Origin of the sequence: Microbacterium sp. LWO14-1.2 (assembly GCF_038397715.1) — a bacterium.
GTDB lineage: Bacteria > Actinomycetota > Actinomycetes > Actinomycetales > Microbacteriaceae > Microbacterium.
In genome coordinates this window covers 787,244-813,064 of the sequence record NZ_CP151633.1, presented here as the reverse complement: position 1 = coordinate 813,064, position 25,821 = coordinate 787,244, and the positions used below count along the sequence as shown (strand labels likewise).

General features: G+C 69.8%; 20 protein-coding genes and 1 riboswitch. Of the genes, 8 read left to right on the top strand and 12 right to left on the bottom strand.

Annotated elements, in window-relative coordinates:
• Window positions 1-85, top strand: a riboswitch (ZMP/ZTP riboswitch).
• A gap of 38 nt (window positions 86-123) precedes the next feature.
• Together glyA and MRBLWO14_RS03935 are read left to right on the top strand one after the other, a co-directional pair.
• Entirely contained in the window at window positions 124-1,398 is a 1,275-nt protein-coding gene (gene glyA, locus MRBLWO14_RS03940; RefSeq protein ID WP_341935160.1) for a serine hydroxymethyltransferase, read from the top strand.
• A complete protein-coding gene (locus MRBLWO14_RS03935; protein ID WP_341935159.1) occupies window positions 1,395-2,273 on the top strand; it encodes a bifunctional methylenetetrahydrofolate dehydrogenase/methenyltetrahydrofolate cyclohydrolase in 879 nt (292 codons plus the stop codon). Before glyA ends, MRBLWO14_RS03935 begins: the two co-directional genes overlap by 4 nt.
• A 118-nt stretch (window positions 2,274-2,391) precedes the next feature.
• Here MRBLWO14_RS03935 and MRBLWO14_RS03930 read toward each other — a convergent pair whose 3' ends face one another.
• The 8 genes from MRBLWO14_RS03930 to MRBLWO14_RS03895 all read right to left on the bottom strand — a co-directional run bounded on the left by MRBLWO14_RS03930 (window position 2,392) and on the right by MRBLWO14_RS03895 (window position 10,941).
• Entirely contained in the window at window positions 2,392-3,111 is a 720-nt protein-coding gene (locus tag MRBLWO14_RS03930; RefSeq protein ID WP_341935158.1) for a DUF6882 domain-containing protein, read from the bottom strand.
• Window positions 3,112-3,157: 46 nt separating this feature from the next.
• The gene (locus MRBLWO14_RS03925) at window positions 3,158-4,384 is read right to left on the bottom strand and encodes an MFS transporter (protein ID WP_341935157.1); all 1,227 of its coding nucleotides are present in this window, start codon (window positions 4,382-4,384) and stop codon (window positions 3,158-3,160) included.
• A 118-nt stretch (window positions 4,385-4,502) separates the two neighbouring features.
• Window positions 4,503-5,306, bottom strand: coding sequence for an HpcH/HpaI aldolase/citrate lyase family protein (locus MRBLWO14_RS03920; protein ID WP_341935156.1), 804 nt, complete (start codon window positions 5,304-5,306; stop codon window positions 4,503-4,505).
• Window positions 5,291-6,076, bottom strand: coding sequence for a fumarylacetoacetate hydrolase family protein (locus MRBLWO14_RS03915; RefSeq protein ID WP_341935155.1), 786 nt, complete (start codon window positions 6,074-6,076; stop codon window positions 5,291-5,293). The genes MRBLWO14_RS03920 and MRBLWO14_RS03915 overlap by 16 nt, the downstream gene beginning before the upstream one ends.
• Window positions 6,077-6,086: 10 nt before the next feature.
• Window positions 6,087-7,223, bottom strand: coding sequence for a 3,4-dihydroxyphenylacetate 2,3-dioxygenase (gene hpaD, locus MRBLWO14_RS03910; protein WP_341935154.1), 1,137 nt, complete (start codon window positions 7,221-7,223; stop codon window positions 6,087-6,089).
• Between the two features lie 30 nt (window positions 7,224-7,253).
• Entirely contained in the window at window positions 7,254-8,750 is a 1,497-nt protein-coding gene (gene hpaE, locus MRBLWO14_RS03905) for a 5-carboxymethyl-2-hydroxymuconate semialdehyde dehydrogenase (protein ID WP_341935153.1), read from the bottom strand.
• Entirely contained in the window at window positions 8,747-9,445 is a 699-nt protein-coding gene (locus tag MRBLWO14_RS03900; RefSeq protein ID WP_341935152.1) for a GntR family transcriptional regulator, read from the bottom strand. The genes hpaE and MRBLWO14_RS03900 overlap by 4 nt, the downstream gene beginning before the upstream one ends.
• Entirely contained in the window at window positions 9,442-10,941 is a 1,500-nt protein-coding gene (locus MRBLWO14_RS03895) for a fumarylacetoacetate hydrolase family protein (RefSeq protein ID WP_341935151.1), read from the bottom strand. Before MRBLWO14_RS03895 ends, MRBLWO14_RS03900 begins: the two co-directional genes overlap by 4 nt.
• Before the next feature lie 152 nt (window positions 10,942-11,093).
• On the opposite strand from MRBLWO14_RS03895, the gene MRBLWO14_RS03890 reads away from it, so the two are divergent.
• The 3 genes from MRBLWO14_RS03890 (at window position 11,094) to MRBLWO14_RS03880 (ending at window position 15,122) form a co-directional block, all read left to right on the top strand.
• Entirely contained in the window at window positions 11,094-12,473 is a 1,380-nt protein-coding gene (locus MRBLWO14_RS03890; RefSeq protein ID WP_341935150.1) for an MFS transporter, read from the top strand.
• Between the two features lie 5 nt (window positions 12,474-12,478).
• Complete coding sequence (locus MRBLWO14_RS03885) at window positions 12,479-14,344, top strand: FAD-dependent monooxygenase (protein WP_341935149.1); 1,866 nt, start codon at window positions 12,479-12,481, stop codon at window positions 14,342-14,344.
• A 397-nt stretch (window positions 14,345-14,741) separates the two neighbouring features.
• On the top strand, window positions 14,742-15,122 hold the full coding sequence (locus tag MRBLWO14_RS03880; protein ID WP_341935148.1) for a VOC family protein: 381 nt from the start codon (window positions 14,742-14,744) through the stop codon (window positions 15,120-15,122).
• 15 nt (window positions 15,123-15,137) lie between these two features.
• Here MRBLWO14_RS03880 and MRBLWO14_RS03875 read toward each other — a convergent pair whose 3' ends face one another.
• From MRBLWO14_RS03875 to MRBLWO14_RS03865, 3 genes are all read right to left on the bottom strand, one after another.
• A complete protein-coding gene (locus tag MRBLWO14_RS03875; protein ID WP_341935147.1) occupies window positions 15,138-15,572 on the bottom strand; it encodes an NUDIX domain-containing protein in 435 nt (144 codons plus the stop codon).
• Window positions 15,573-15,748: 176 nt separating this feature from the next.
• A complete protein-coding gene (locus MRBLWO14_RS03870; protein ID WP_341935146.1) occupies window positions 15,749-16,600 on the bottom strand; it encodes a PhzF family phenazine biosynthesis protein in 852 nt (283 codons plus the stop codon).
• Window positions 16,601-16,626: 26 nt separating this feature from the next.
• Window positions 16,627-18,291, bottom strand: a complete 1,665-nt coding sequence (locus MRBLWO14_RS03865) for a thiamine pyrophosphate-binding protein (RefSeq protein WP_341935145.1) — start codon at window positions 18,289-18,291, stop codon at window positions 16,627-16,629.
• Between the two features lie 166 nt (window positions 18,292-18,457).
• Here MRBLWO14_RS03865 and MRBLWO14_RS03860 point away from each other — a divergent pair, with 166 nt between their 5' ends.
• On the top strand, window positions 18,458-18,967 hold the full coding sequence (locus MRBLWO14_RS03860) for a phosphoribosyltransferase (protein WP_341935144.1): 510 nt from the start codon (window positions 18,458-18,460) through the stop codon (window positions 18,965-18,967).
• Between the two features lie 19 nt (window positions 18,968-18,986).
• Here MRBLWO14_RS03860 and MRBLWO14_RS03855 read toward each other — a convergent pair whose 3' ends face one another.
• A complete protein-coding gene (locus MRBLWO14_RS03855) occupies window positions 18,987-20,510 on the bottom strand; it encodes an ATP-dependent DNA ligase (protein WP_341935143.1) in 1,524 nt (507 codons plus the stop codon).
• An 80-nt stretch (window positions 20,511-20,590) separates the two neighbouring features.
• On the opposite strand from MRBLWO14_RS03855, the gene MRBLWO14_RS03850 reads away from it, so the two are divergent.
• Window positions 20,591-20,992: a hypothetical protein gene (locus MRBLWO14_RS03850; RefSeq protein ID WP_341935142.1), complete on the top strand. Its 402-nt coding sequence runs from the start codon at window positions 20,591-20,593 to the stop codon at window positions 20,990-20,992.
• 7 nt (window positions 20,993-20,999) lie between these two features.
• Complete coding sequence (locus MRBLWO14_RS03845; protein WP_341935141.1) at window positions 21,000-25,808, top strand: DUF5724 domain-containing protein; 4,809 nt, start codon at window positions 21,000-21,002, stop codon at window positions 25,806-25,808.
• Window positions 25,809-25,821: the final 13 nt, after the last annotated feature.

The following is a 25,821-nucleotide window of genomic DNA, read 5'->3' as shown; positions in this document are numbered from 1 at the left end:
TCGAACCGTCGCGACTGGCGTCTGGGTGGACTACCACCGGGGAGCGACTGACCACGGACTTCGACCGCGCGCCTGGGCCGATAGGAACACCCTTCGATTCCGTTGTCAGAGGAGCATGTCACCATGACCGACCGTTACTTCAACGCCCCGCTCGCCGAGGTCGACCCCGAGATCGCTCAGGTACTCGACCGCGAGCTCGCCCGTCAGCAGACGTTCCTCGAGATGATCGCGTCCGAGAACTTCGTGCCCGTCTCCGTGCTGCAGTCGCAGGGCTCCGTCCTGACGAACAAGTACGCCGAGGGCTACCCCGGCCGTCGCTACTACGGCGGCTGCGAAGAGGTCGACGTCGCCGAGGAGCTCGCGATCCAGCGCGCGAAGGACCTGTTCGGCGCCGAGTTCGCCAACGTCCAGCCGCACTCCGGCGCGTCGGCGAACGCCGCCGTCCTGCACGCGATCGCCCGCCCCGGCGACACCCTGCTCGGTCTGTCGCTCGACCAGGGCGGCCACCTCACGCACGGCATGAAGATCAACTTCTCCGGCCGGCTCTACGACATCGTCGCCTACGGCGTGAACCCCGAGACCTCGGTCATCGACATGGACGAGGTGCGCCGCCTCGCTCTCGAGCACAAGCCCAAGGTCATCATCGCCGGCTGGTCGGCGTACCCCCGCACCCTCGACTTCGAGGCATTCCGCGCGATCGCCGACGAGGTCGGAGCGCTGCTCTGGGTCGACATGGCGCACTTCGCCGGCCTCGTCGCCGCCGGTCTGCACCCGAACCCCGTGCCGCACGCACACGTCGTGTCGTCGACCGTGCACAAGACGATCGGCGGCCCCCGCTCGGGCTTCATCCTCACGAACGACGCCGACATCGCCAAGAAGATCAACACCGCGGTCTTCCCCGGTCAGCAGGGCGGCCCGCTCATGCACGTGATCGCGGCGAAGGCGACCGCGTTCAAGCTCGCGGCGACGCCCGAGTTCGCGGAGCGCCAGCAGCGCGTCCTCCGCGGGGCCTCGATCATCGCCGAGCGTCTGTCGCAGCAGGACGTGAAGGATGCCGGCATCGGCGTCCGCTCCGGCGGCACCGACGTGCACCTCGTGCTGGTCGACCTGCGGGATGCCGAGCTCGACGGCAAGCAGGCCGAAGACCTGCTGCACGAGATCCACATCACCGTGAACCGCAACGCGGTGCCGAACGACCCGCGGCCGCCGATGGTGACCTCGGGTCTGCGCATCGGCACGCCCGCCCTCGCGACGCGCGGATTCGGCGACGCCGAGTTCACCGAGGTCGCCGACGTGATCGCTCTGGCGCTCATCCCCGGTGCCGACGTCGAGGCGCTCCGCGCTCGGGTCGACGCGCTCGCCGCCGCCTTCCCGCTGTACCCGGACCTGCAGCAGTGACCGCTCGCGTTCTCGACGGCAAGGCGGCGTCAGCCGCGATCAAGGCCGAGCTCACCGAGCGGGTCGCCGCGCTGAAGGAGAAGGGGATCGTCCCCGGCATCGCCACGGTGCTGGTCGGCGCCGACCCGGCATCCCAGCTCTACGTCGGCATGAAGCACCGGCAGTCCGAGGCGATCGGCATGAACTCGATCCAGCGCGAGCTGCCGGCCGATGCGACGCAGGCCGACGTCGAGGCTCTGATCGACGAGCTCAACGCCGACGACAGCTGCCACGGCTACATCGTGCAGCTGCCGCTGCCGAAGCACATCGACACCGACGCGATCCTCGAGCGGATCGACCCGGCGAAGGATGCCGACGGCCTGCACCCCACCAACCTGGGGCGCCTCGTGCTCAACGTCAACAGCCCGATCCACACCCCGCTGCCGTGCACGCCGCGCGGAGTGATCGAGCTGCTGCTGCGCAACGACTACGACCTGAAGGGCAAGCACGTGGTCGTCGTCGGCCGCGGCGTGACGATCGGTCGTTCGATCGGGCTGCTGCTGACGCGCCGCGACCTGAACGCCACCGTCACGCTGACGCACACGGGCACGGTCGACATGCCGCGCTACCTGCGTGAGGCCGACGTGATCGTGGCCGCCGCCGGGGTGAAGCACCTCATCCGCGCCGAGGACGTCAAGCCGGGCGCAGCGGTGCTCGACGTGGGCGTGACGCGCGAGACCGACCCCGAGACGGGCAAGAACCTCGTCTTCGGCGACGTGCACCCCGACGTGGCCGAGGTCGCGGGCTGGGTGTCGCCGAACCCGGGTGGCGTGGGGCCGATGACGGTCGCGCTGCTCATGACGAACGTGGTGGAGGCCGCGGAGCGGTTGGCCTGACAGGCGCTACGGTCGCAGATCAGCTTCGGTGTCGCAGGGATTCTCCGGATTCCTGCGACACCGCTGCATGTGTGCGACGCGCGGGTCAGCTGTCGGACGCCCGGCCGAGTCGTTCGACCTAGCCCTGGGGCTGCAGGCTGCTCTCGATGTTCGCGATGCGCGCCTGGTCGTCGAAGCGGAACGTCGCCGAGCCGCTGGAGTCGGTCACCGTCGCGCCCGAGAACGACTCGTCCGTCCAGCTGAGGTTCCAGCCGGCGAGGCGAGCGGCGTCCCACACCGAGGTGCGTGCGTCGGGAAGAGCGAGGCCCGACAGGATACGGGGGAGCGCGATCGCGGCGGACGCGACCGTGAGCGGTGCGATCGGGGCGTCGAGGAGGAACACCGCGGAGGTCCCGCCACCCACCGGGGCCACGTAGTACGGCGAGCGGCCGGTCAGCTCGACCGCGACCGCTCCGACGGTGTGGCCCGCCGAGGCGATCCACTCGTCGCCCCCGGCGTCGGCGGGGAAGGGGAGCTCGGCGTCGCTGAGCGCGGGGATGCCGTGCTCGGTGCCGTAGTCCCGCAGCTGGGCCGCGATCCCCGCGGCATCGCCCTGCGGGTGCGCCCATGCCCAGAGCAGCGAGCGGGGTCCGGGGGCGATCGTGGCGACGAGGTGCGCGCGGGCGACGAGCTGGCGTGCCGGATCGGCGTTCGACGTGAACGTGATCGTGCCGGCGGCCATGTCGGCATCCCAGCGGTTGTCGCCGAGCTTCTCGAGCTCCTGCGCCAGGGCGTCCTGACGGAGGGCGGTGAACAGTGCGGCACGGTCGGCGAGGGGCTGGAGCGCGGCGAAGGTCATGCTCACAGTCTCACCCGGATTGCTATGAATCCGCCAACCCGCTGGGTCAGCTGCCGAGTGCTTCGGCGGGCCGACCCATGCGCCAGACGCTCGGCACCGCGAGGGCGAGCAGGGCGATCACGGCGTATGCGGTCCCCGACCAGATGAGCACGGTGACGACGTCGCTGTGCGAGACGAGCCAGCCGTAGACGAGGGTGCCGACGGGCAGCACCACGTAGCTGCCGAGCATGTCGTAGCTGTAGACGCGCGAGAGCTTGTCGCCCGGCACGTTCTCCATCATGGCGACGTTCCATCCGGTGCTGAAGACCTCGGCGCCCGCTCCCGCGACGAACGCGGCGATCGCGAGGAGCACCACGGCGGGGTGGACGCCGAGCACAGTGAGGGGGATCGCGAACGTCGCCATGCCGATCATGCCGTACCGCAGGGGGCGCTTCAGTGGGAACCACATCAGCACCAGCGTCATGAGGAGGATGCCGAGGCCCTCGGCGCTCACCACCCACCCCCACCCGGCGACGCCGAGCCGGTCGTCGTTCTTCGCGATGTAGGGGCCGACGACGCCCCAGGCTCCGATGTGGATGGCGTTCATGATCATGAACGCCACGACGATCGTCCACAGCCAGGTGCGGCTCGAGAACTCCTGCCAGCCGACACGGAGGTCGTGGAACAGGGAGGTGCCGCCCCCGTGCACGGGGGGAGGGAGTCGCACCATCGCGAGGATCGGGATCGCGACGGCCCACGCGACGGCCTGCGCGACCATGACCCAGGCGGGGCCGGCGGTGGCGACGACGATGCCGGCGATGATGGGTCCGCCGATGGTGGTCGCCGAACGCACGAAGGACAACATCGCATTGGCCTGCTGCAGGTGCTCCGGCGTGGTCAGCTGCGGGATGATGCCCTGCATCGCCGGGAGCACGAACGCGGTCGACGCGCCGTTGAGCACGGAGAGCAGCGCGAGCAGCGGGATGGTCGCCGTGCTGGTGAACAGCAGGGCGGCCATCGCGCCGATGCTGACGATGTCGATCACGTAGCAGGACTGGATGATGAGCGCCCGAGGCAGACGGTCGGCCACGACGCCGCCGAACAGCAGGAAGACGACGTTGCTGAGCGTGAAAGCGGCGAGCACGAGAGACAGCGACTGCGGGTCGTTGTCGATCTCGAGCACCGCGAACGCGAGCGCGATCGACGACATCGACCCGGTGATCATCGTGATCGCGCGGGCGAGGAAGAACCAGCGGAATCCACGGTCCTGCATCGCGGCGAGAGCGCGGATCATCGCGCGGGGTCACTCGTGTGCATCAGACCATCCTGGCACCGGCCGGCCGACTTCGAATCGCGCGAATGGCGACTGTGGACCTGCCGAAAGTGCGATTCGCGCGATTCGAAAGGACTGATCAGTAGCTCGCGCGGTCGGAGCCGTCGGATGCCGGGATGAACCGCGCGGCGAGAGCCTCGGACGCGCGGGCGAGGAGTGCCACGTCGGCGCCGACCGCGACGAAGGCGGCGCCGGCGGCGATGTACGCATCAGCGGCGGTCGGATCGAACGCGTTCACGCCGACCGGCTTCCCCGCCGCCCGCACGGCCGCGAACACGCTCTCGACGGCGGCGACCACGTCGGGATGCGTCTGCTGACCGAGCAGTCCCATCGAGGCCGACAGGTCGGACGGGCCGACGAAGACGGCATCCACTCCGTCGACGGCTGCGATCTCGGATGCCGCGGCGACGCCCGCCGCGGTCTCGATCTGCACCGTGAGCGAGGTGTGCCGGGAGGAGTCGCGGAGGTATCCGTCGACGCGATTCCACCGGGCGCTGCGGGCGAGCGCGCTGCCGACGCCGCGGACGCCGTCGGGCGGATAGCGGGTGGCGGCGACGGCCGCGCGGGCCTCTTGGGCGGACGACACCATCGGCACGATGATGTTCTGCGCGCCGAGATCCAGCACCTGCTTGATCGACACGGGGTCGTTCGACGGCACCCGCACGACGGGTGTGATCGGATACGCCGCGACGACCTGCAGCTGCACCAGGGTGGACTCGAGCGTGTTCGCCGAGTGCTCCATGTCGATCAGCAGCCAGTCCAGCCCGGATCCCGCGGCGACCTCGGTGACGAGCGGACTGCCCGAGCACGCCCACATCCCGATCAGGGGACGGGGTGATCCCGTGAGGGCTTCGCGGAACGACGCGTCTAGACGAAGCGGCATGTGATGGTTCCCATCGGTCCGTAGTCGCACAGCACCTCGTCGCCGCGCGACACCCACAGGGGGCGTGTGAACGATCCTGCCAGGATGATCTCGCCCGCTTCCAGGCGCGCGCCGTGCTGATGGAACTTGTTCGCGAGCCAGGCCACGCCCGTGGCCGGGTGCCCGAGCACTCCGGCGGCGACGCCGGTCTCCTCGATCTCTCCGTTGCGTGACAGCACGCCGGGCACCCAGCGCAGGTCGATCTCGTCCGGCCTCCGGCGCTCGGTGCCGAGCACCATCGCCCCGTACGCCGCGTTGTCGCTGATCGTGTCGACGATCGTGCGCCCTTCGAGCTCGATGTGCGAATTGAGCACTTCGAGGGCGGGGACGGCATAGTCGATCGCCGCGAGTGCGTCGTCGAGCGTGCAGTCGGGGCCCTCGAGCGCGGTCTTCAACACGAAGGCGAGTTCCACCTCGATGCGCACGTTCGAGAAGTGGTCGGTCGGGATCTCGGCCCCCGACTCGTACACGGTGTCGTCGAACATGACGCCGTAGTCGGGCTCGGTGATGCCGGTCGCCTGCTGCATCGCCTTCGACGTCAGGCCGATCTTGCGGCCGACCAGACGGCGACCCGCGGCGATCTGCGCATCGCGCCACACGCCCTGGATCGCATAGGAGTCCTCGACCGTCGCCTCCGGATAGCGCGCGGTGATGCGCTGGATGACGCCGTGCGCGCGGTCGGCTTCCGCCAGCTCGGCGGCGATCCGTGCGATGTCGTCGTGAGAGAGCATCCGTGTCCCCTTACAGCTGGTTGCCGAGCTTCTTCTCGCCCTCGTCGGCGCGCGTGTACGAGAAGCCGTCGGCGCCGATCGTCACGGCCATCTCCGAGCTGTCGGTGCGCGCGACGACCGGCTGCGGGTTGCCGTCGAGGTCGAGAACGAGCGAGGCGTCGGTGTACCAGGAGGGCACGACCGGGTTGCCCCACCAGTCGCGACGCTGATTGTCGTGCACGTCCCACGTGATCACGGGGTTGTCGGGGTCGCCCGTGTAGTAGTCCTGCGTGTAGACCTCGACGCGGTGCCCGTCGGGGTCGCGCAGGTACAGGTAGAACGCGTTGCTCACCCCGTGGCGGCCCGGCCCGCGCTCGATCGCGTCGGACCGCCGCAGAGCGCCCAGCTTGTCGCAGATCGCGAGGATGTTGTGCTTCTCGTGGGTCGCGAAGCACACGTGGTGCATGCGGGGTCCGTCGCCGCCGGTCATGGCCGTGTCGTGCACGGTGGGTTTGCGCCGCATCCAGGCCGCGTAGACCGTGCCCTCGTCGTCCTGGATGTCCTCCGTGACGCGGAATCCGAGGTCCTGCATGAACTTCACGGCGCGCGGCACGTCAGGCGTGACCTGGTTGAAGTGGTCGAGGCGGACGAGCTCGCCGGGGATGTGCAGGTCGTACCGCCACGACATCCGCTCGACGTGGTCCGACCGGTGGAAGAACTCGATCGGGAAGCCGAGCGGGTCGACGACGCGCACCGAATCGCCGACGCCCTTCACGAAGCCCTCCGGGTTGCGGCGCACGTCGCAGCCGAGCTCCGAGTAGAACGCGACGGCGAGGTCGAGGTCCTCGGCAGAGCGCACGCGGTACGAGAACGCGGCGACCGCCGCGACCGGGCCCTTGCGCAGGACGAGGTTGTGGTGGATGAACTCCTCGGTCGAGCGCAGGTAGATCGCCTCGTCGTCCTCCTCCGTCACGTACAGGCCGAGCACGTCGACGTAGAACACGCGCGACGCGGCGAGGTCGGTGACGACGAGCTCCATGTACGCGCAGCGCAGGACGTCGGGCGGGGTGCTCTGCGGCGTCGCGATCGGGTTCTCCGTGCGGATCGGCGCCTCCTGGCTCACGTAGTAGCCGGCGGAGGTGAGGGTCATCTCGTGGCGGTCGGTCATGTCAGCGTCCTTGCTGTCTCGTGGCGGTCGTCAGTTCTTGCCGAAAGTGGGGTTGTGCGCCCCGCCGAGTGTGATGTGCACGCTCTGCTGGTCGGTGTAGAAGTCGATCGAGCGGTAGCCGCCCTCGTGACCGAGGCCGGACGCCTTCACGCCGCCGAACGGGGTGCGGAGGTCGCGCACGTTGTTGCTGTTGAGCCACACCATGCCGGCCTCCACCGTTTGCGCGAAGTTGTGGGCGCGCTTCAGGTCGTTGGTCCAGATGTACGCCGCGAGGCCGTACTTCGTGTTGTTCGCGAGCGCGAGAGCATCGTCGTCCGAGTCGAACGGCGTGATCGCGACGACCGGGCCGAAGATCTCCTCCTGGAAGATGCGTGCGTCGGGAGAGACGTCGGCGAACACGGTCGGGGCGACGAAGTTGCCCTCCTCGAACCCGTCCGGACGGCCGCCGCCGGCGACGAGGCGGCCCTCGGTCTTGCCGATCTCGACGTAGCTCATCACCTTGTCGTAGTGCTCGGGGTGCACGAGGGCGCCGACCTCGGTGGCGGGGTCATGCGGGTAGCCGACCTTCACGCGCTTCGCCTGTGCTGCGTAGCGCTCGACGAACTCGTCGTAGATCGACCGCTCGACGATGATGCGGGACCCGGCGGTGCAGCGCTCGCCGTTGAGCGAGAACACGCCGAAGATGGTGGCATCCACCGCTGCCTCGATGTCGGCGTCGGCGAACACGACTGCCGGCGACTTGCCGCCGAGCTCCATCGACAGGCCCTTCAGGTACGGCGCCGCGTTGCCGAAGATGATCTGCCCCGTGCGGCTCTCGCCGGTGAACGAGATGAGGGGGACGTCCGGATGCTTCACGAGCGCGTCGCCGGCATCCTCGCCCAGCCCGTTGACGAGGTTGAAGACGCCCTGGGGCAGACCTGCCTCCTCGAAGATCCCCGCCCAGAGCGACGCCGAGAGCGGGGTGAACTCGGCGGGCTTGAGCACGACGGTGTTGCCGGTGGCGAGCGCCGGGCCGAGCTTCCACGACTCGAGCATGAACGGCGTGTTCCAGGGCGTGATGAGGCCCGCGACGCCGATCGGCTTGCGGTTCACGTAGTTCATCTGCTTGCCGGGGACCTTGAAGGCGTCGTCGGACTGGGCGACGATCAGATCGGCGAAGAAGCGGAAGTTCTCGGCGGCGCGGCGGGCCTGGCCGAGGGCCTGCGTGATGGGGAGGCCCGAGTCGTACGACTCGAGCTCGGCGAGGCGCGCGTCGCGCGATTCCACGATGTCGGCGATGCGGTGCAGCACGCGCGAGCGCTCGCGCGGCAGCATCCGGGGCCAGGGGCCCTCCTGGAAGGCGCGCGTCGCTGCGGCGACGGCGAGATCGATGTCGGCCTTCTTGCCGGCGGACGCCGTCGTGTAGCTCTGGTTGGTGACGGGGTCGAGCACGTCGAACGTGTCGCCGTCGACCGAGTCGACGAAGGCGCCGTCGATGTAGTGCTGGATGTGGTCGGGCAGGTCTGCGGGGATGCGGGAATCGGTCATGACTCGTCTCCAGAGGTGTCAAGGAAGCCGGGGTGAGGCGTACGGGTGTGCAGGGCGTCGAGGAAGGCGTCCCTCGTGCGCCAGCGATGGTTGCGAGCCGCGAGCTCGATCTCCAGGGGGTCGGCGCCGATGCGGATCAGTTCGACGATCTGCGCGTGCTCCTCGACGGAGTGGTGAGCGCGACCGGGCACCGACGCGAACGTCGAGTCGCGGATGCCGGAGAGCCGCGACCATCCACGGTGCACGAGCTCCAGCAGATGCGGGTTGGGGCACGGCTCGAACAGCACGGAGTGGAACTGCCGGTTGAGCTCGGTGAACGCGTGCGCGTCGAAGTGGTCGAGCATCCGCGCCATGCGGTCGTTGATCCGCAGGGCCTCGTCGAGAGCGTCCTCGTCGAGCAGGGGAGCGGAGAGCGCGGTGGCCGCACCCTCGACGATCCCGAGCGTCTGCATGGTGTGCGCGTACTCGCTCTCGTCGACGAGGGTGACCCGTGCGCCGACGTTGCGCTCGAACGTGACGAGCCCCTCGGCTTCGAGACGGCGGATGGCCTCGCGCACCGGGACGACGCTCATCTTCAGGTCCTCGGCGATCGAGCCAAGCACGAGCCGGTACCCGGGGCTGAACATGTGGCCGGTGATGCGCGAGCGGATCCACTCGTACGCGACCTCGGACTTGCTCGTCGCCACCGCGGTCACGACCGGGCCTCGTACCGCGCGCGCCACTCGGCGTTCATCGGGAAGAGCCCGTCGACCGGGTGACCGGCGGCGACCTGCTCGGCGATCCACGTGTCCTCGTCCTCCTGGGCGAGGGTCGCGTCGACGACGTCCTCGACCAGCGCCGGCGGGATGACGATCACGCCGTCGCTGTCGGCGACGATGACGTCGCCCGGCTGCACGGTCGCCCCGCCGCACGAGATCGTGACGTCGACGTCCCACGGGACGTGACGGCGACCGAGCACCGAGGGGTGCGCGCCCTGCGAGAACACCGGGAGCCCCATCTCGGCGACCGCGTCGAAGTCGCGCACCCCTCCGTCGGTGACGACGCCGGCCGCGCCGCGGGTCTGGGCGCGCAGCGCGAGGATGTCGCCCAGGGTGCCGCTCGTCGCGTCGCCTCGCGCCTCGATCACGATGACCTCGCCCTCGCCGACCGCGTCGAACGCGCGCTTCTGCGCGTTGTAGCCTCCGCCGTGCGCCGCGAACAGGTCTTCGCGGAACGGCACGAACCGCAGCGTCTTCGCCGTGCCGACGATCTTCACGCCGGGGATGTTCGCGGCGAGGCCGTCGACGAAGCAGGAGTGGTGGCCGCGCTTTCGCAGTTGCGCGGAGAGGCCGGCGGTCGGGGCGGCGAGGAGCTTCCGGCGGAGTTCGGGGGAGAGGGTTCCGTGGCTCTCGCGGCGTTTCGTCTCGTCGCTGCGCTCCTCGCGCGACGACGGGTCGGTCGATGCCGCGAGTCCGGCCGCCTCTGCCGACCCCCAGGCCTCGGTGCGCTGGAGGTCGTCGACTGCGGGCAGCGAGCCGAGCTCCGGATCGAAGGGCACGTCGCCCTGGACCACGGTGCTGACGAGGCGTCCTGACGAGGGCGCGCCCGCGGCATCCGGGGCATCCACTTCGATCTCGACGACGTCGCCCGGCACGATGACCGACGACCCGGCGGGAGTCCCGGTGAGGATGACGTCGCCGGTCTCCAGCGTGAAGTGCTGCGAGAGGTCGGCGACGAGCTGCGCGAGCGGGAAGATCAGGCCGGCGGTGGTGTCGTCCTGCCGCAGCTCTCCGTTGACCCAGGCGCGGACGCGCAGGGCAGTCGGGTCGACGGTGCGGGCGTCGATGAGCTCCGGTCCGAGCGGGGTGTACCCGTCGCCGCCCTTGGAGCGCACGTTGGAGCCCTTGTCGTTGGCGCGCAGGTCGTAGAGGCCGAGGTCGTTCGATGCGGTGACCCACGCGACGTGGTCCCATGCGTCGGCGAGCGCGACCCGGCGCGCGGGGGCGCCGATGACGAGCGCGATCTCGCCCTCGAAGGCGAGCAGCTCGGTGCCGGCTGGACGCTCGACGGTTCCCCCGGAGACGCCGACGGAACTCGCCGGCTTGAAGAAGTACGACGGGGCGGCGGGGCGCCTGCCCCTCTGATCGGCGCGGGATCCGTAGCTCAGATGGATCGCGATGATCTTGCCGGGGCGGGTGATGGATGCCGTCACGGGGCGCCTCCTCGCGCGTCGTCTGCGGTGTCGTGCCGGACGCTTGTGCGTCGTATTCGAAATCGTATATCATCGTGTCCACGCCAGGCAAGCACTCGACCCGATCGAGGGGCGTGCCGTGACAGTGCGGTCACCATCAAAGGAGATACCCCATGAGCGGGCAGCCACAAGCCGGTTTCACCCCCACCGGCACCATCGCGACGGCAGCCGACCGGCGTCGCGTCGTCTTCGCCACCGTCGTCGGAACCACGGTCGAGTGGTACGACTTCTTCATCTACGCCACCGCCGTCGGACTCGTCTTCGGTCAGCTCTTCTTCGCGCCCCTCGGCGCCAACAGCGCGCTGATCGCCTTCGCCACGGTCGGTGTGAGCTTCCTGTTCCGCCCGCTCGGAGCGTTCCTCGCCGGGCACTACGGCGACAAGCTCGGACGCAAGTCCGTGCTCATGTGGACACTCATCCTCATGGGTGCCGCGACCGCCCTCATCGGCATCCTCCCCACGTACGAGGCGATCGGCATCACCGCCCCCGTGCTGCTGGTGCTGCTGCGCATCATCCAGGGCATCTCGGCCGGTGGCGAGTGGGGCGGCGCCGTGCTCATGGCCGTCGAGCACGCCCCCAAGGCGAAGCGCGGCATCTTCGGCGCCTCGCCGCAGATCGGCGTGCCGCTCGGCCTGCTGCTCGCGTCGGGCGTGATGGCGCTCATGACGGCGATCGCGCCGGGCGACCAGTTCCTCACCTGGGGATGGCGCGTGCCCTTCCTGCTCAGCGTCGTGCTGATCCTCGTCGGCTACTACGTGCGTCGTCGTGTCGAGGAGAGCCCGGTGTTCGCCGAGCTCGCCGAGCGCAAGGAGAAGGCCAGGATGCCGATCGTGCAGCTGTTCAGGAAGCACCTGCTGCTCGTCATCATCGCGGCGTTCGTGTTCGCCGGCAACAACGCCGTGGGATACATGACCACCGGCGGATACATCCAGGGCTACGCCACGAACGCCGAGGGGCCGATCGGCCTCGAGCGCGGCCCCGTGCTGTGGGCCGTCGCGGGCTCCGCGGTGACGTGGCTCATCACGACCCTGCTCGCGGGCTGGATCTCCGACCGCATCGGCCGGCGCACCACCTACATCATCGGCTGGATCCTGCAGCTCGTCGGCGTGTTCGCGCTGTTCCCGCTCGTCAACACGGGGCAGATCGGTCTGCTGTTCGCGGGCCTCGCGATCCTCACGATCGGCCTCGGCTTCACCTACGGCCCGCAGGCGGCGCTGTACACGGAGCTGTTCCCCGCCAGCATCCGCTTCTCGGGCGTCTCGATCTCGTACGCGATCGGCGCGATCGCCGGCGGCGCCTTCGCCCCGACCATCGCCACCGCCATCGTCGGCGCGACCGGCTCGACCGAAGCCGTCACCTGGTACCTCGCGGGCATGACCGTGCTCGGACTCGTCGCCACGCTGCTGCTGCGCGACCGCTCGCGGATCCCGCTCGGACCCGACCACGAAGAGGAGCAGTCGGTGAGTCCCGTCTACGGCCTGGCGAGGGTGTGACCCCGATGCAGTTCCACCACCACGGCTATGTGTCCGGAGACCCGCGCGTGCTGCCGGCGGGTTCCGCCGACCGTCCGGCCGATCTGCCGGACGAGGTCGACGTCCTCATCGTCGGGTCGGGGCCGGCGGGGATGCTCCTCGCCGCCCAGATGTCGCAGTATCCGGACGTGACCACGCGGATCATCGAGAAGCGCGACGGCCGCCTCGTGCTGGGGCAGGCCGACGGCATCCAACCGCGCAGCGTGGAGACGTTCCAGGCGTTCGGGTTCGCGGAGCGGATCATCGCCGAGGCCTACAACATCGGCTGGATGAACTTCTGGGGGCCGAACCCCGAGAAGCCCGAGGAGATCGTCCGTACGGCGCGCACCGCCGACTACGCGTACGACATCTGCGAGTTCCCGCACCTGATCGTGAACCAGGCGCGCGTGCTCGACTACTTCGCGGAGGCCGCCGCGAACGGGCCGGGGCGCATCGCGCCCGACTACGGCGTCGAGTTCACGGGCCTCACCGTGCACGAGGAGGGCGACTACCCGGTCGAGGTGGGCGTGCGCCACTCGGCCGGGGAGCGGGCGGGCCAGGAGCGCACGATCCGCGCGAAGTACGTCGTCGGGTGCGACGGCGCGCGGAGCGGAGTGCGCCAGGCCATCGGCCGCACGCACGTCGGCGCGAGCGCCGCGCACGCCTGGGGCGTCATGGACGTGCTCGTGAACACCGACTTCCCCGACTGGCGCACCAAGTGCGCGATCAACTCCGAGGCCGGCAACATCCTGCACATCCCTCGCGAGGGCGGCTACCTCAGCCGCATGTACATCGACCTCGGCGAGGTCGCGGCCGATGACGACCACCGCGTGCGCCAGACGCCCATCGCGGAGATCATCCGGCGGGCCAACGACATCCTTCGCCCCTACACGCTCGACGTGAAGGAGGTCGCCTGGCACAGCGTCTACGAGGTGGGGCACCGCGTGACCGACGGCTTCGACGACGTGATCGACGGCTCGGGGCGCACGCCGCGGGTCTTCCTCACCGGAGACGCCTGCCACACCCACAGCGCCAAGGCCGGACAGGGCATGAACGTGTCGATGCAGGACGGCTTCAATCTGGGCTGGAAGCTCGGATCGGTACTCACCGGGCTGGCGCCGGAGGCCCTGCTCGCGACCTACTCGGCCGAGCGGCGGCCGGTCGCGCAGCAGCTCATCGACTTCGACCGGGAGTGGTCGTCGCTCATGGCGCGCAAGCCCTCGGAGATCACCGACCCCGGTGACCTCGCGACCTACTACCTCGCGACCGCCGAGTTCCCCTCCGGGTTCATGACGCAGTACACGCCGTCGATGATCACCGCGTCGGATGCGCATCAGCGGCTCGCGGCGGGATTCCCGGTCGGCAAGAGGTTCGCTTCAGCGGAGGTCGTGCGCGTGGCGGACGGCAACGTCACCCATCTCGGGCACCACGCCCGCGCCGACGGGCGGTGGCGTGTCTACGCGTTCGGCGACCGCGACGGGTCGGCGCTCGCCGCGTGGGCGGAGGAGGCCGCTGCGGTGTTCGCGCGGTACACCCCGTCGGATGCCGATGTCGACGCCGTGTTCGACGTGAAAGCCGTGTATCAGCAGCCCTACGAGGAGGTCGAGGTCACGACCGCGCCGGCGCTGTTCCAGCCGCGGACCGGGCCGCTCGGGCTCACCGACTGGGAGAAGGTCTATGCGGCCGGACCTTCGAAGTGGACCGAGGTCGACATCTTCGAGGCCCGTGAGCTGTCCCGTGACGGGGTCGTCGTGGTCGTGCGCCCCGACCAGTACGTGGCGGCGGTGCTGCCGCTCAGCGCGGTCGACGAGCTGGGTGCGTTCCTGGAGGGGATGCTGCTGCCGGCATCCTGAGCGGTCCGCCGCCGCGAGTGCGCGCCCTCTCGTGGGTGCACGGGCTCGTGGGTGTGGCGCGTGACGCGGGAGATCGCGCGTGAGGCGGGAGATCGCGCGTGATGCGGGAGATCGCCCGTGATGCGGGAGATCGCGCGTATCGAAGGAGAACGCCCATAATGCAGGAGATTCCCCGCGCTCGGGTCCTTCGTTGCGTGTGATCTCCTTCGTTACGCGTGATCTCCTTCGTTGTGTGTGATCTCCTTCGTTGCGTGTGATCTCCGGTTCGCTCGCGGCGGGATGCTGTCGCCATTCCGATATACCGCCAGAGGGCGGCGCGAGCACTGGTGCGATGTCGGTGGCCCGGCGTACGGTGAGTCCCGTCGGGCGAGGTCGCCCGCCGGAAAGGGTGTGTGCCATGTCGTGGAAGATCGAGCTCATCTTCGTGCCGGTGAGCGATGTCGACCGTGCGAAGGAGTTCTACACGAAGATCGGGTTCAACCCCGATCACGATCACACGCCGACCGAGGGGCTGCGGTTCGTGCAGATGACCCCGCCCGGGTCGGCGTGCTCGATCGCGTTCGGCACCGGGCTCGACATCCCGCTCGAGCCGGGTCAGCAGAAGACGATCCAGGTCGTGGTTCCCAACGCCGAAGAGGCGAAGGCGCAGCTGACCGCCCAGGGGGTCGGGGCCAGGGGAGTGGAAGACCTCGGCTGGGGGCGGTTCGTCTGGTTCGACGACCCGGACGGCAACACGTGGACTCTGCAGGAGCTCCCGGACTACAGCGCGCAGTCCTGACCTCCTCGCTGCTCGTCATCGCTCCGCGAGGGCGAGCAGCGCTTCCGGGGCGCCGGCGGGGAACAGCACGCGGGCGCCGGAGGTGATGTCGGCGACGGGAATCCACCGCACCGGACTGCCCTGGTCGAGGATCTCCAACACGGCGTCGAGCGGCACGGCATCCAGCGCGCTGCTCGTCAGGGCGAAGACGTGGGCGATCTCGTGTCCCGGCTCGCCCTTGTAGGTGAAGATGTTCTCGAAGACGCCCAGCGGTTCCGCGCTGTCGAGCTCGACTCCGAGTTCCTCCATGAACTCGCGATGCAGTGCCTTGACGGCGGTCTCGCCGAATTCGATTCCCCCGCCGATCGCGCGGAGGAAGTGGAGGTCGCGGGAGCCGTCATACCCCTCGAGCGCGAGCACGTGACCCTGCTTGAGGGGAAGACCGACGGCGATGTTGCGGATGGCAGGCATCCCGGCAGGTTAGCGCAGCGACGCACGCTCACGTTCTGCGGTGATCGGTCACTTCTGCGGCCGTTCGCGCTCGGCGTGGCCGCAGAAGTCACCCGTGGCCGCAGAAGGTGCGGGGAGGGACAGAGGTCGGGCTGGGGCAGGGGCCGTGGGCAGAGGATGCCTGCCGGGCTGGATCGTCAGCCCTGCAGCCTGGTCGCACCACCGGTCACCTCGATGCCGCCGACGTCGGGGATCGTGACTGCGAGCAGGCTCGGCCGGCGCACGTGGGCTCCCTGGTGGATGCGGATGCTGCGCTCGGGGTAGCCCAGATCGCGAAGGTACGCGCCGACGGATGCCGCGGCGGAGCCGGTCGCCGGGTCCTCGGTGATGCGGCCGACGGGGAACAGGTTGCGCGCGTCGAAGTCAGTGGGACCGATGGCGTGCAGTACGGTCACCGTGCCGAGCCAGCTCTGCTCGCGCATGAGCGCAGCCATCTGCGGCGGCGCGAACCGGAACTGGTCGAACAGCTCCCGGCCGGCGATCGTCACGACGGGGTGCCAGTTGCCCGCGAACGACTCCTTCGGCGGGAAGCGGGGATCGAGGTCGGCGCGGGCAATTCCGAGAAGCGCGAGCAGCCGGTCGAGCACGTCGTCGTCGAGCGCGCGCACCTCGGGGGCGACGCTCGTGAACGACACGACGACGTCGCCATCGGCGATGCGGGAATGCAGCGTGATCGGCCCGGCATCCGTGTCGAAGACCACGTCGCCCACCCCGTCGCGCTCGGCGAGGGCGACGGCTGTGGCCACGGTCGCGTGTCCGCAGAACGGCACTTCCGCGGCGGGCGACCAGTAGCGCACCCGGTATCGGGGAGTCGGCGCATCGGCGGCGCGCGCGACGATGAACGCGGTCTCGGAGTATCCGACCTCGGCGGCGATCTGCTGCATCCGCTCGGCACTCAGACCTGCGGCGTCGAGGACGACGCCGGCGGGGTTTCCTCCGTCGGGCGTCGCGGCGAAAGCGCTGTAGCGCAGCACATCGGAATCGGTCATGTCGTGAGCCTACCGAGACGGCGCGGTCAGGAGTTCACGCGAATGATCTCCTGCTGATACGGCGCGATCACGTCGCCCGAGATCCGCAGGTCGAGGAGGAGGAAGCGGCGATCGGCGGGCGCTTCGGCCGCCCAGGTGCGCAGGCGCTCCAGGTCGCCGAGGGTGCGCACGACAACGCCCTCCGCGCCGACCGCAGCACCGAACGCGGCGAAGTCGACCTCGGGGATGCGCATCGGTCCCTCCGCCAGGCCCTTGAGGCCGTAGAGGTTCACCTCGGCACCGTAGGCGGCGTCGTTCCAGATGACCGCCATGCCTCGGCCGCCGGCTGCTCTGACGGCGGATTCGAGGTCGGCGATCGCCATGAGCCCTCCGCCGTCGCCCGAGGTGAGCACGATCGTGGAGTCGCGGCGGGCGAGGGCGGCGCCGACGACGCTCGGCCAGCCCTGACCGATCGACTGGAAGGCGGTGCCGACCATCATCATGCGATCGGGCGCGGCGACCGGCCAGTACATGTTCGCCCAGCCGATGAAGTGGCCGCCGTCCGAGACGACGACGCGGTCGTCCGGCAGCAGCTCGCCGATGCGCGTGGCCGCCGACCGCGGGTCGAGCCGGCCATCGGGTGCGAGCTCGTCACCGGTCTCGTAGGCGCGCGCCGCGGTGACGTCGACGGATTCGCGCCACGGGCCAGCTGCGGTGTGCGACGGTGCATCTTCGGCTCGCAGTCGAGTCAACAGTGCTTCTGCGGCGAGCCGGGCATCGGCTCGCACGAAGCCGCCCACGTGCGGATGCGTCGCCGCCGGCGCGGTGTCGATCTGGAACACGCGGGTGCCGGGTGCGAACAGTTCGCCGAAGCGCATCGTGAACTGGTTGAGCGACGCTCCGAACACCACCGCGACGTCGGCGGAGCCCACGAGCTCCATGGCTCCGTCGGCGCCGAAACCGCCCGTGACGCCCAGGTCGTAGGCGGTCTCGGGGAAGACTCCGCGGCCGAGCGCCGACGAGGCGGTCAGGGCCCCGGTGCGGGCCGCGAGTTCTCCGAGGGCGTCGCTCGCTCCGGCCAGCCACGCTCCACGGCCGGCGAGCAGGAACGGACGCGCAGCGCCGCGCAGGGCGGCGGCGATCTCGTCGAGCATGCCCTCCGCGAAGGCTCCACGAGGAGCCAGCGGTGCGGGGATGCGGGGCTCCGGCGCGGCAGGGACGGGGCCGGCCTCCAGGGCCGCGACGTCGTAGGGGATCGCGAGCACCACGGGCACGCGATAGGTCAGGGCGTGCTCGATGGCGATGACGGTGGTGGCTGCGGCATCCGCTCGTCCGACGGTATAGGTGCGGGCGCCGACCGCGGAGGCGAGGGCGATCTGATCGACATCCCACGGCCGGGGGCCCGAGGTCGGCTCGTCGCCGACGACGAGCACGAGGGGCACGTGCGCCTGCACGGCCTCGGCCAGCGCGGTGAGGGTGTTGGTGAACCCGGCGCCGTAGGTGGAGGTGCCGGCCGCGATGCGCCCTGAGGCGCGGAAGTGGGCGTCGGCGGCGACCACGGCGCCCTGCTCGTGGCGGACCGCGGTGAACACGGCATCCGTGCGGGTCTCGAGAGCGTCGAGGAAGTAGGCGTTGCCGTTGCCCATGACGCCGAAGACGGCGTCGATGTGCTGGGCGAGGGTGAGGGCGACGTGCGCGGACACGGTGGGCATGCGAGGGCCTTTCGAGACAGTGACGGAGAGAGATGCGTTCCGTATGTGTCTCGCCGCCGCGTCGCTGCGAGGGGCTTCGTGCCTCTTTTTCAGGCACCGGCTCGGAGCCGGACTCCTCGATTCTAGTGCGGGTCGGGCGCCGGGGAGCGTGAGGGAGAATGGACCGGTGACGGATGCTTCGATCGAGCGCGAGACGCTCACCTGGGATGGTTTCGGTTCGGCGACGCGGGATCTCGCGCGGTCGATCCTGGAGAGCGGCTTCGAACCGGAGGTCGTGGTGGCGATCGCCCGCGGGGGACTGCTGCCGGCCGGGGCCATCGCCTACGGGCTCGGAGCGAAGAACTGCGGCGCGATCAACGTCGAGTTCTACACCGGGATCGGGACGGTGCTGGACGCGCCGGAGGTGCTGCCGCCCGCCCTCGACATGGACTACCTCGACGGGCGCCGCGTGCTGCTCGTCGACGACGTCGCCGATTCGGGGCGGACGCTCGCGCTCGCGGTGCAGCTGTTGAAGGACAGGGGCGCCGACGTGCGGTCGGTGACGATCTACACGAAGCCGTCGACGATCATCCAGCCGGACTACGCCTGGAAGGACACCGACCTGTGGATCAACTTCCCGTGGTCGTTCCAGGGGACGGTGCGCGAGGAGGACCTGGGCCTCCCGCCCACGGCCTGACCATGCAGGTGCCGGGGTGTCACCCGCGCAGTAGTCCCCGCAGCGTCTGGATCGTGTCGGCCTCGGCCGGGGTCTTGTCGGTGCGGTAGCTCTTCACCCGTGCGAAGCGCAGCGCGATCCCGCCCGGGTAGCGCGGTGACCGCTGCACGCCGTCGATCGCTATCTCGACGACGAAATGCGGATCGAGGAAGACGGTGCTCTGGGTGCGGCGGGTCTCGTGCTCGGGGAACTGCTCGGTCTGCCACCGCAGCAGCTCGTCGGTGAGCCCTTTGAACGTCTTGCCCACCATGACGAAACCGCCCGGTTCGCCGAACTCCCCGTCGGGGTCGCGTGCGCCGAGGTGCAGGTTTGACAGCCATCCCTGGCGGCGCCCCGATCCCCACTCGGCACCGAGGACCACGAGGTCGTAGGTCAGGACCGGTTTGACCTTGACCCAGGCCTTGCCGCGTCTGCCTGCGGTGTACGTCGAATCGATGCCTTTGACGAGCACCCCCTCGTGGCCGGCGGCGAGCGCGTCGCGTGACAGCTGCTCGGCGGCCGCCGGGTCGGCGGTGATGATCCCGGGCATCCGCCATTCTGCCGCGACGCGCTCGAGCTCGGCGAGGCGCACCGACAGCGGCTCGTCGATGAGGTCGCGGCCGTCGACGTGCAGGACGTCGAAGAACCAGGGGCGCAGCGCGAGCTCGCGGGCGGCATCGGCGCCGAAACGCGACATTGTCTCCTGGAAGGGGCGGGGGCCGCCGTCTTCGTCGAGCGACAGCGTCTCGCCGTCGAGGATGACGTCGTCGACGGGCAGGCCACGGACGATCTCGACCAGTTCGGGAACGCGGTGCGTCACGTCGGCCAGGCTGCGCGTGTAGACGTGGACGTCGTCGCCGTGGCGGTGAACCTGGATGCGTGCGCCGTCGAGCTTGTACTCGACCGACGCCTCGCCGGTGACCTCCAGGGCAGCGGTCGGGCTGGAGGCGGTCCCCGCGAGCATGGGCAGCACGGGGCGTCCGACGGCCAGTCCGATCGCGTCGAGCTCCTCCTCTGTTCCGGTGAGCGCGACCACGGCCGTTTCTCCGAGGTCTCCCGAGAGCATCGCCGCGCGGCGCACGACTTCGGACGGGCGATCGGATGCCCTGGCGACCGCGTCGAGCAGCACCCCGGCGAGGGCGCCCGTGCGCAGTTCGCCGAGCATGGAACGGGAGAGGAAGTCCCACTCGGTCGCCGTCGCGCGCGAGGCGAGGTCGGTGAGGAGGCGGGTGCGAGCCGCAGCGGATCCTGACCCGGACGACGCCGCGAGCTCGTCGAGCGCAGCGTCGACGTCTGACAGACACAGACCCGGGGTTGCGGCGTGCGTGGCGTCGAGCGCCGACAGCCCGCGCCATCCGACTCCGAGCTTGCCCTGCCGCGGGGCGGCGAGGAGCAGACCGACGAGAACCGGCAGCTCCTCGGAATCCGCCGTCGAGAGCAGGGTCGCGAGGGCGTCGATCTTCGCGAGACGGGAGGAGGTCGACGTCACCTTCTCGGCGGTGGCGACGACGTCAGCGAGCTTCATCCCCGAAGTCTGGCATCGACATAGGACATTCGCCCAGGCCCTTGCGCGCCGATGTCCGCGCCGCATGCCACACTGTTCGCATGCTCGTCGAGACCGCTGCCATGGGAAGACGCACGCTCGGCGAACCGCTCGCGATCCGCGGCGCCGAGGGTGACCTGAGCTTGCGCGCCCTGCTGCGTATCCTCGTCGATCACGAACTGGCGGAATACGCGACGCATCGCGAGAGGTCGGCGATGCTGCGGGTCCTCACGCCCGTGGATCTGGTGCGGGGAGCCGAGACCGGGCGATACGGAAACGAGGGACGCGAGCTGCCGGCAGCGCCTCCCCCCGACGACGCCCACGCTCGCGCGATCGAGGCGTTCGACGACCAGCTCTTCTTCGTCTTCCTCGACGACGTCCGGATCACCGATCTCGACGCCATACAGACGATCGGACCGCACTCCCGCCTTCGGCTCGTGCGCCTCGTCGCCCTGACCGGATAGGACTCCCGTGCTGACTGCCGACCAGGCGACCGCCCAGCTGAACACATTCTGCTCGTGCAAGGAGGGAGTGACGCAGCCCGTCCGCGTGCGGGGGATCACCGCCCCGCGTCTCGCGCGCCGCATCGCCGACAACCTGAACGACAAGAGCGGTGCCCACGACGAGGCGGCCAGCGCGGTGGTGCGGGCCACGGCACGCGGTCTCGCCGACGAGTTCGATGCTCTGGACGGACGAGCGGCGACCAAGGTGCTGTCGGCGCTGTGTCCGACAGCCGGCGACGCGCTCGCATTCTGGTGGGACTGGTCGCGGTCGCGCCCGTACCTGCAGGGCCGGTGGGGCTCGCAACCCTTCCGCTCCTCCGACAGTGCGTCCACGCTGTCCTCGCGCTGGGATCGTCTCACGTGGCTCATCCGGCACTTCACGCACTACCCTCAGCCGATGGCATGGCATGCCACCTGGCTCATGCACCTGTCGGAGCACACCCGTCTCGGCGATCTCCTCGCCTCGGCGGTGGACGCAGGCGACAGCGAGGTTCGTCGCATCCTGGTCGAGAGCCTCACCGGCTCGCCCGCGATCGGCGGGCCGTCAGCGCATGCCTATGTCGCGCTGCTCGCATCGGCCGACCCGCGCGCCTGGGACGTCGTGGTGGAGCTGCTGCGTGGTGCCGGGCGCGAGGAGGGCCTGCGAACGACGATCCTCGCCGCTCTCGACAGCGGTCACCCCGACGCGATCGAGCGCGTGCTCGGCGTCGTCGTCGACGAAGGCCTCGGGCGGTTCTCGAGCACGGTCCGCACCCTGGCGGGGTGGGTCGGCGAGGAGTTGACCGTGCGGGACGCCGATGCCGTGCGCACGGCGTTGGAAACGGTCGTCGGCTTCCTGCGAAACCCGCCGACGGCCGAGCGTCTCCGCGATCTCGACCGTGTCGACGCCTACTTCGGCCTGTGGGCCCTGTCGGCGCGGGATGTCGCGGTGGCGGTCGACGTCGCGTCGGAGCTGCTGCGCACGGGCGATGCCGGTCACCGCCTCGCCGCGGCGCGGATGCTGGTCGCGCTGTGGCATCCGTCGACCACCGAACCGCTCGTCCGCGCTCTCGGAGACGACGACCTGGCGGTGTTCACTGCGGCCCTACAGGCGTGGCCCGTCAGCAATGGCTCGGCGCTGCGCGACCTCCCCCTGACGCCGGAGGGGGTGTCCGCTCTGCGGCGGCGCCGCCGCGAGTCGACCGCCGCGCGCGAGGTCGACACCGGCATCCTCGTCCGGCGCCCGGTGTCGGTGACACCGACGGGAATCGCCGACGTCATCAGTGTCTACGCGCACGGTGATGAAGTCGAGCTGTCGGATGCATCGCCGGACGTGCGCCGCGCGACAGCCATGCGGTACGGCAGGGACGTCGACCTGCACCGCGTGCCGCTGTTCGCACTCCTCTTCGATTCCTCGTCGCAGGTGAGGTGGGTCGCCCGCAGGGAGTTCGACGTCGACCGCATCACCGCCGAAGAAGCCGTCGAGCTGGAGGGCTCTCTCACCCGCAAGGCCGACGACGTCCGCAGGACCGCGCTCCGTCTGCTGCAGCTGCAGGATGCCGAGGGGATCGCGGCATCGGTCGAGCGCCTTCGTGCTGGTGCGGCGCTGCAACGTCGAGCGGCCGAGGACCTTGCGGAGGTCGCGGGGGTGGCAGGGGCGACTCCCGCTGAAGAGGCGACCACCGACGCCGTTCCCGTCGAAGGAAACCCGTATGCGGACCGCCCGGCCCTCCTCCGATTCGGTGTCGAGGAGCGTACCCCCGCCGTGCGACCTTCGGCTCCACCGCGGTCGCGCTGGGATCAGTATCACCCCGGAGCGCGCCGCATCTGGTTGTCGTTCGAGGCATGGATGGACGAGCACGCCGGAGTCGAGGTGCAGTCGACGAACGGCGTCCAGCTGCTCGAGAACGTCGACTGGCATCAGGTCCGCGCCGGCGAGGACGGGACCATACCGCTGGCCGAGCTCGTCGACCCGTGGTGGGAGCGCGTGCGCGGTGAACTCGTCGACGGGGGCGTTGAACTCGCGTTGCTCGACGTGCTCGGCGCCGACCATTACCTCGGCCTGCGCGTTCTCGGAGACATCGGCAGGGACGGGAGCGACAGGCACTCGTCGTTGCGCTCGACGCTCCTCGGGCACCTCGCCCGCCGCGAGCGCCGAGCGTCCTGGGCGGAACCGATCATCGATCTGCTCGCGCTCACCGCAGCCGAACTTGCGGTCAGCGATCTTCTCACCCCGCGTACCGTGAAGTTCTCCGGGGGCCCGAGACTCGTGGCCGACTGGGATCCACGGGAAAGAAGCGTATTCGACGATGCGCTCACTTATCTGGATCCGGCGACCCTCGACGACGAGCAACTGCGCCGACTGTGGGGCATCCTCCGGTTCATCGACGAGCCCGAGGGCGCGGTCGACCAGTGGGCGGGGCCGAAGGTCGAGTGGGCCGACCCTCACCATCGGGGCGCCACCGAGTCCGTCGTCGACCAGCCGTTCCGGTTCCGCCCGCCGCTCGCGATCGTCCGTGCGGCCTTCGAACGAGGGATCGCCTCGCGCGAAGACCTCGTGGATTGGGCGTTCACCCGTCCAGCGGTGCGCAACGAGCCGCACGGTACCGTTGACAACCCGCTCGCGGCGTTCAGCGCCATCACCGATGCCGCTCCCGAGACTCAGGCCGTGGTCGAGGCCGTGCAGCGCACCGTGATCGAACTCGAGCTGCCGCGCGGCGACGTGGCGACCAGTTACACGAAGATGGCGGCGACGCTGTCGCGAGCGACGGGTGCGGAGACCCTCGTCGCGACGTTGCGTGCGCTCGGGCGTCGACCGATCATGCGCCGTTACGTGAACCTCTACTGGAGCGACCGCGAGGCGGTGTTCGCCCACCTGCTGCGCGTCCATCATCCGGCTCCGGACGAGTCCGGTGAGACACTCGCCAGGGCGCTCGCCGGGTCGAAGATCCCGGAGAGTCGCGTGATCGAGACGGCCGTCTACGCTCCGCAGTGGGCCGAGGTCGTCGAGAAGCACCTGGGCTGGGTCGGTTTCGCCTCGGCGGTCTGGTGGCTGCACGCGCACACGCCGATCGATTCCTGGGAGCTCGGCCAAATGATCGAGAATCAGCGGGCGCGGGAGATCGCGAAGCGCACTCCGGTGCCGACGGAGGACCGCTACCGCGGCTGCGCGGACGCCGAGTGGTTCCACCAGATGCACGACGAGCTCGGCGACGAGCGCCTCGACCGCGTACTCAAGGCCGCGAAATACGCCTCCGTGTCGGGCGAGCACAAGCAGGCTGAACTGTTCGCGAACGCGCTGCGCGGTCATGTCGATGAGAACGAGCTCTTGACGCGCATGCACGAGAAGCGCCACCAGGATGCCGTGCGCGCCTTCGCGCTGCTGCCGCTCCCGGACGACGACCCCGACGTGCTGCTCCGGCGCTACGAAGTGCTGCGTGCGTTCGTGGGTACGGGAAGATCCAACGGTCCGCAGCGTCGCGCAGCCGAGACCGCCGCGGTGCACACCGCGCTGGAGAACCTGGCGCGCAACGCCGGGTACCGCGATCCGCAGCGGCTGATCTGGGCGATGGAGGCGCGCACCGCGGCCGACCTTGCTAACGGAGCCGTCACCGCGGTGGACGGCGACGTGACCGTCAGCCTGTCGATCGACGACCAGGGGATGCCGGTCATCGCCGTCGACCGTGCGGGGAAGGCCCTCGCGGCCGTGCCCGCGAAGAGCCGAAAGGTCGAGGCGATCGCGGCGCTCACCGCCCGAGCCAAAGAGCTCAAGAAACAGACCCAGCGGATGCGGTCGTCCCTCGAGGCGGCGTGCGTGCTCGGCGATGTGTTCGAGACCGAGGAGCTGGCGCTCCTGCACGGTCACCCTGTCCTCGGCCGGATGCTCACCCAGCTCGTGCTCGTCGACGCCGAGGGGCGTGTGGGCTTTCTCGGGGTGTCGGGTGCCGACCTCGTGACCGCCGACGGCACGACGATCGTGCCGGTCGGCGGACTCCGCATCGCCCACCCCGTCGACCTCCTCGCCAGCGGTGACTGGCCCGAGCTCCAGCACCTGATCATGATGCGCGGCCGCCCGCAGCCGTTCAAGCAGGTGTTCCGCGAGCTCTACACGCCCACCGAGAACGAGCGGGGTGAGGGCGGTGTGTCCTCGCGTCGTTACGTCGGGCATCAGATCGATGCGCGTCGCGCCTCCGGGCTGTTCACCGCGCGGAACTGGGTGCGGGACTACGGTCGTGGATTCGAGCGCACCTTCCACAACGAGAGGATCCACGTCTTCTGCAACGTGGAGGACGCCTGGGGGACGGCCGGAGAGGTCGAGGACGCGACGATCGACGACGTTCGCTTCGGGCCGGTGGGCTCATGGAATGCGATCGGGCTCGAAGAGGTGCCGCCGAGGGTGTACTCCGAGACGATGCGCGATCTCGACCTTGTGGTCTCCGTCGCGCACTCGAGCGGCGTCGACCCGCAGACGTCGGAGTCGACGGTCGAGATGCGCTCGCGCATCGTGGACGAGACGTGCCTGATGCTCGGAATCGACAACATCGAGGTGTCCGGTCATCACGTGCGCGTGAAGGGGGCCCTCGGCACGTATTCGGTGCATCTCGGCTCAGGCACCGTGCATCGGATCCCCGGCAACACCCTGTTCATCATCCCGGTCGGCGCACAGCATCGCGGTCGCGTCTTCCTCCCGTTCGTCGACGACGATCCGCGCACGGCCGAGATCGTCTCGAAGGTCGTCATGCTGGCTGCCGACGACAGGATCAAGGATCCGACGATCCTCAGCCAGCTGGTGCGATGAGCGACCGCCCGGA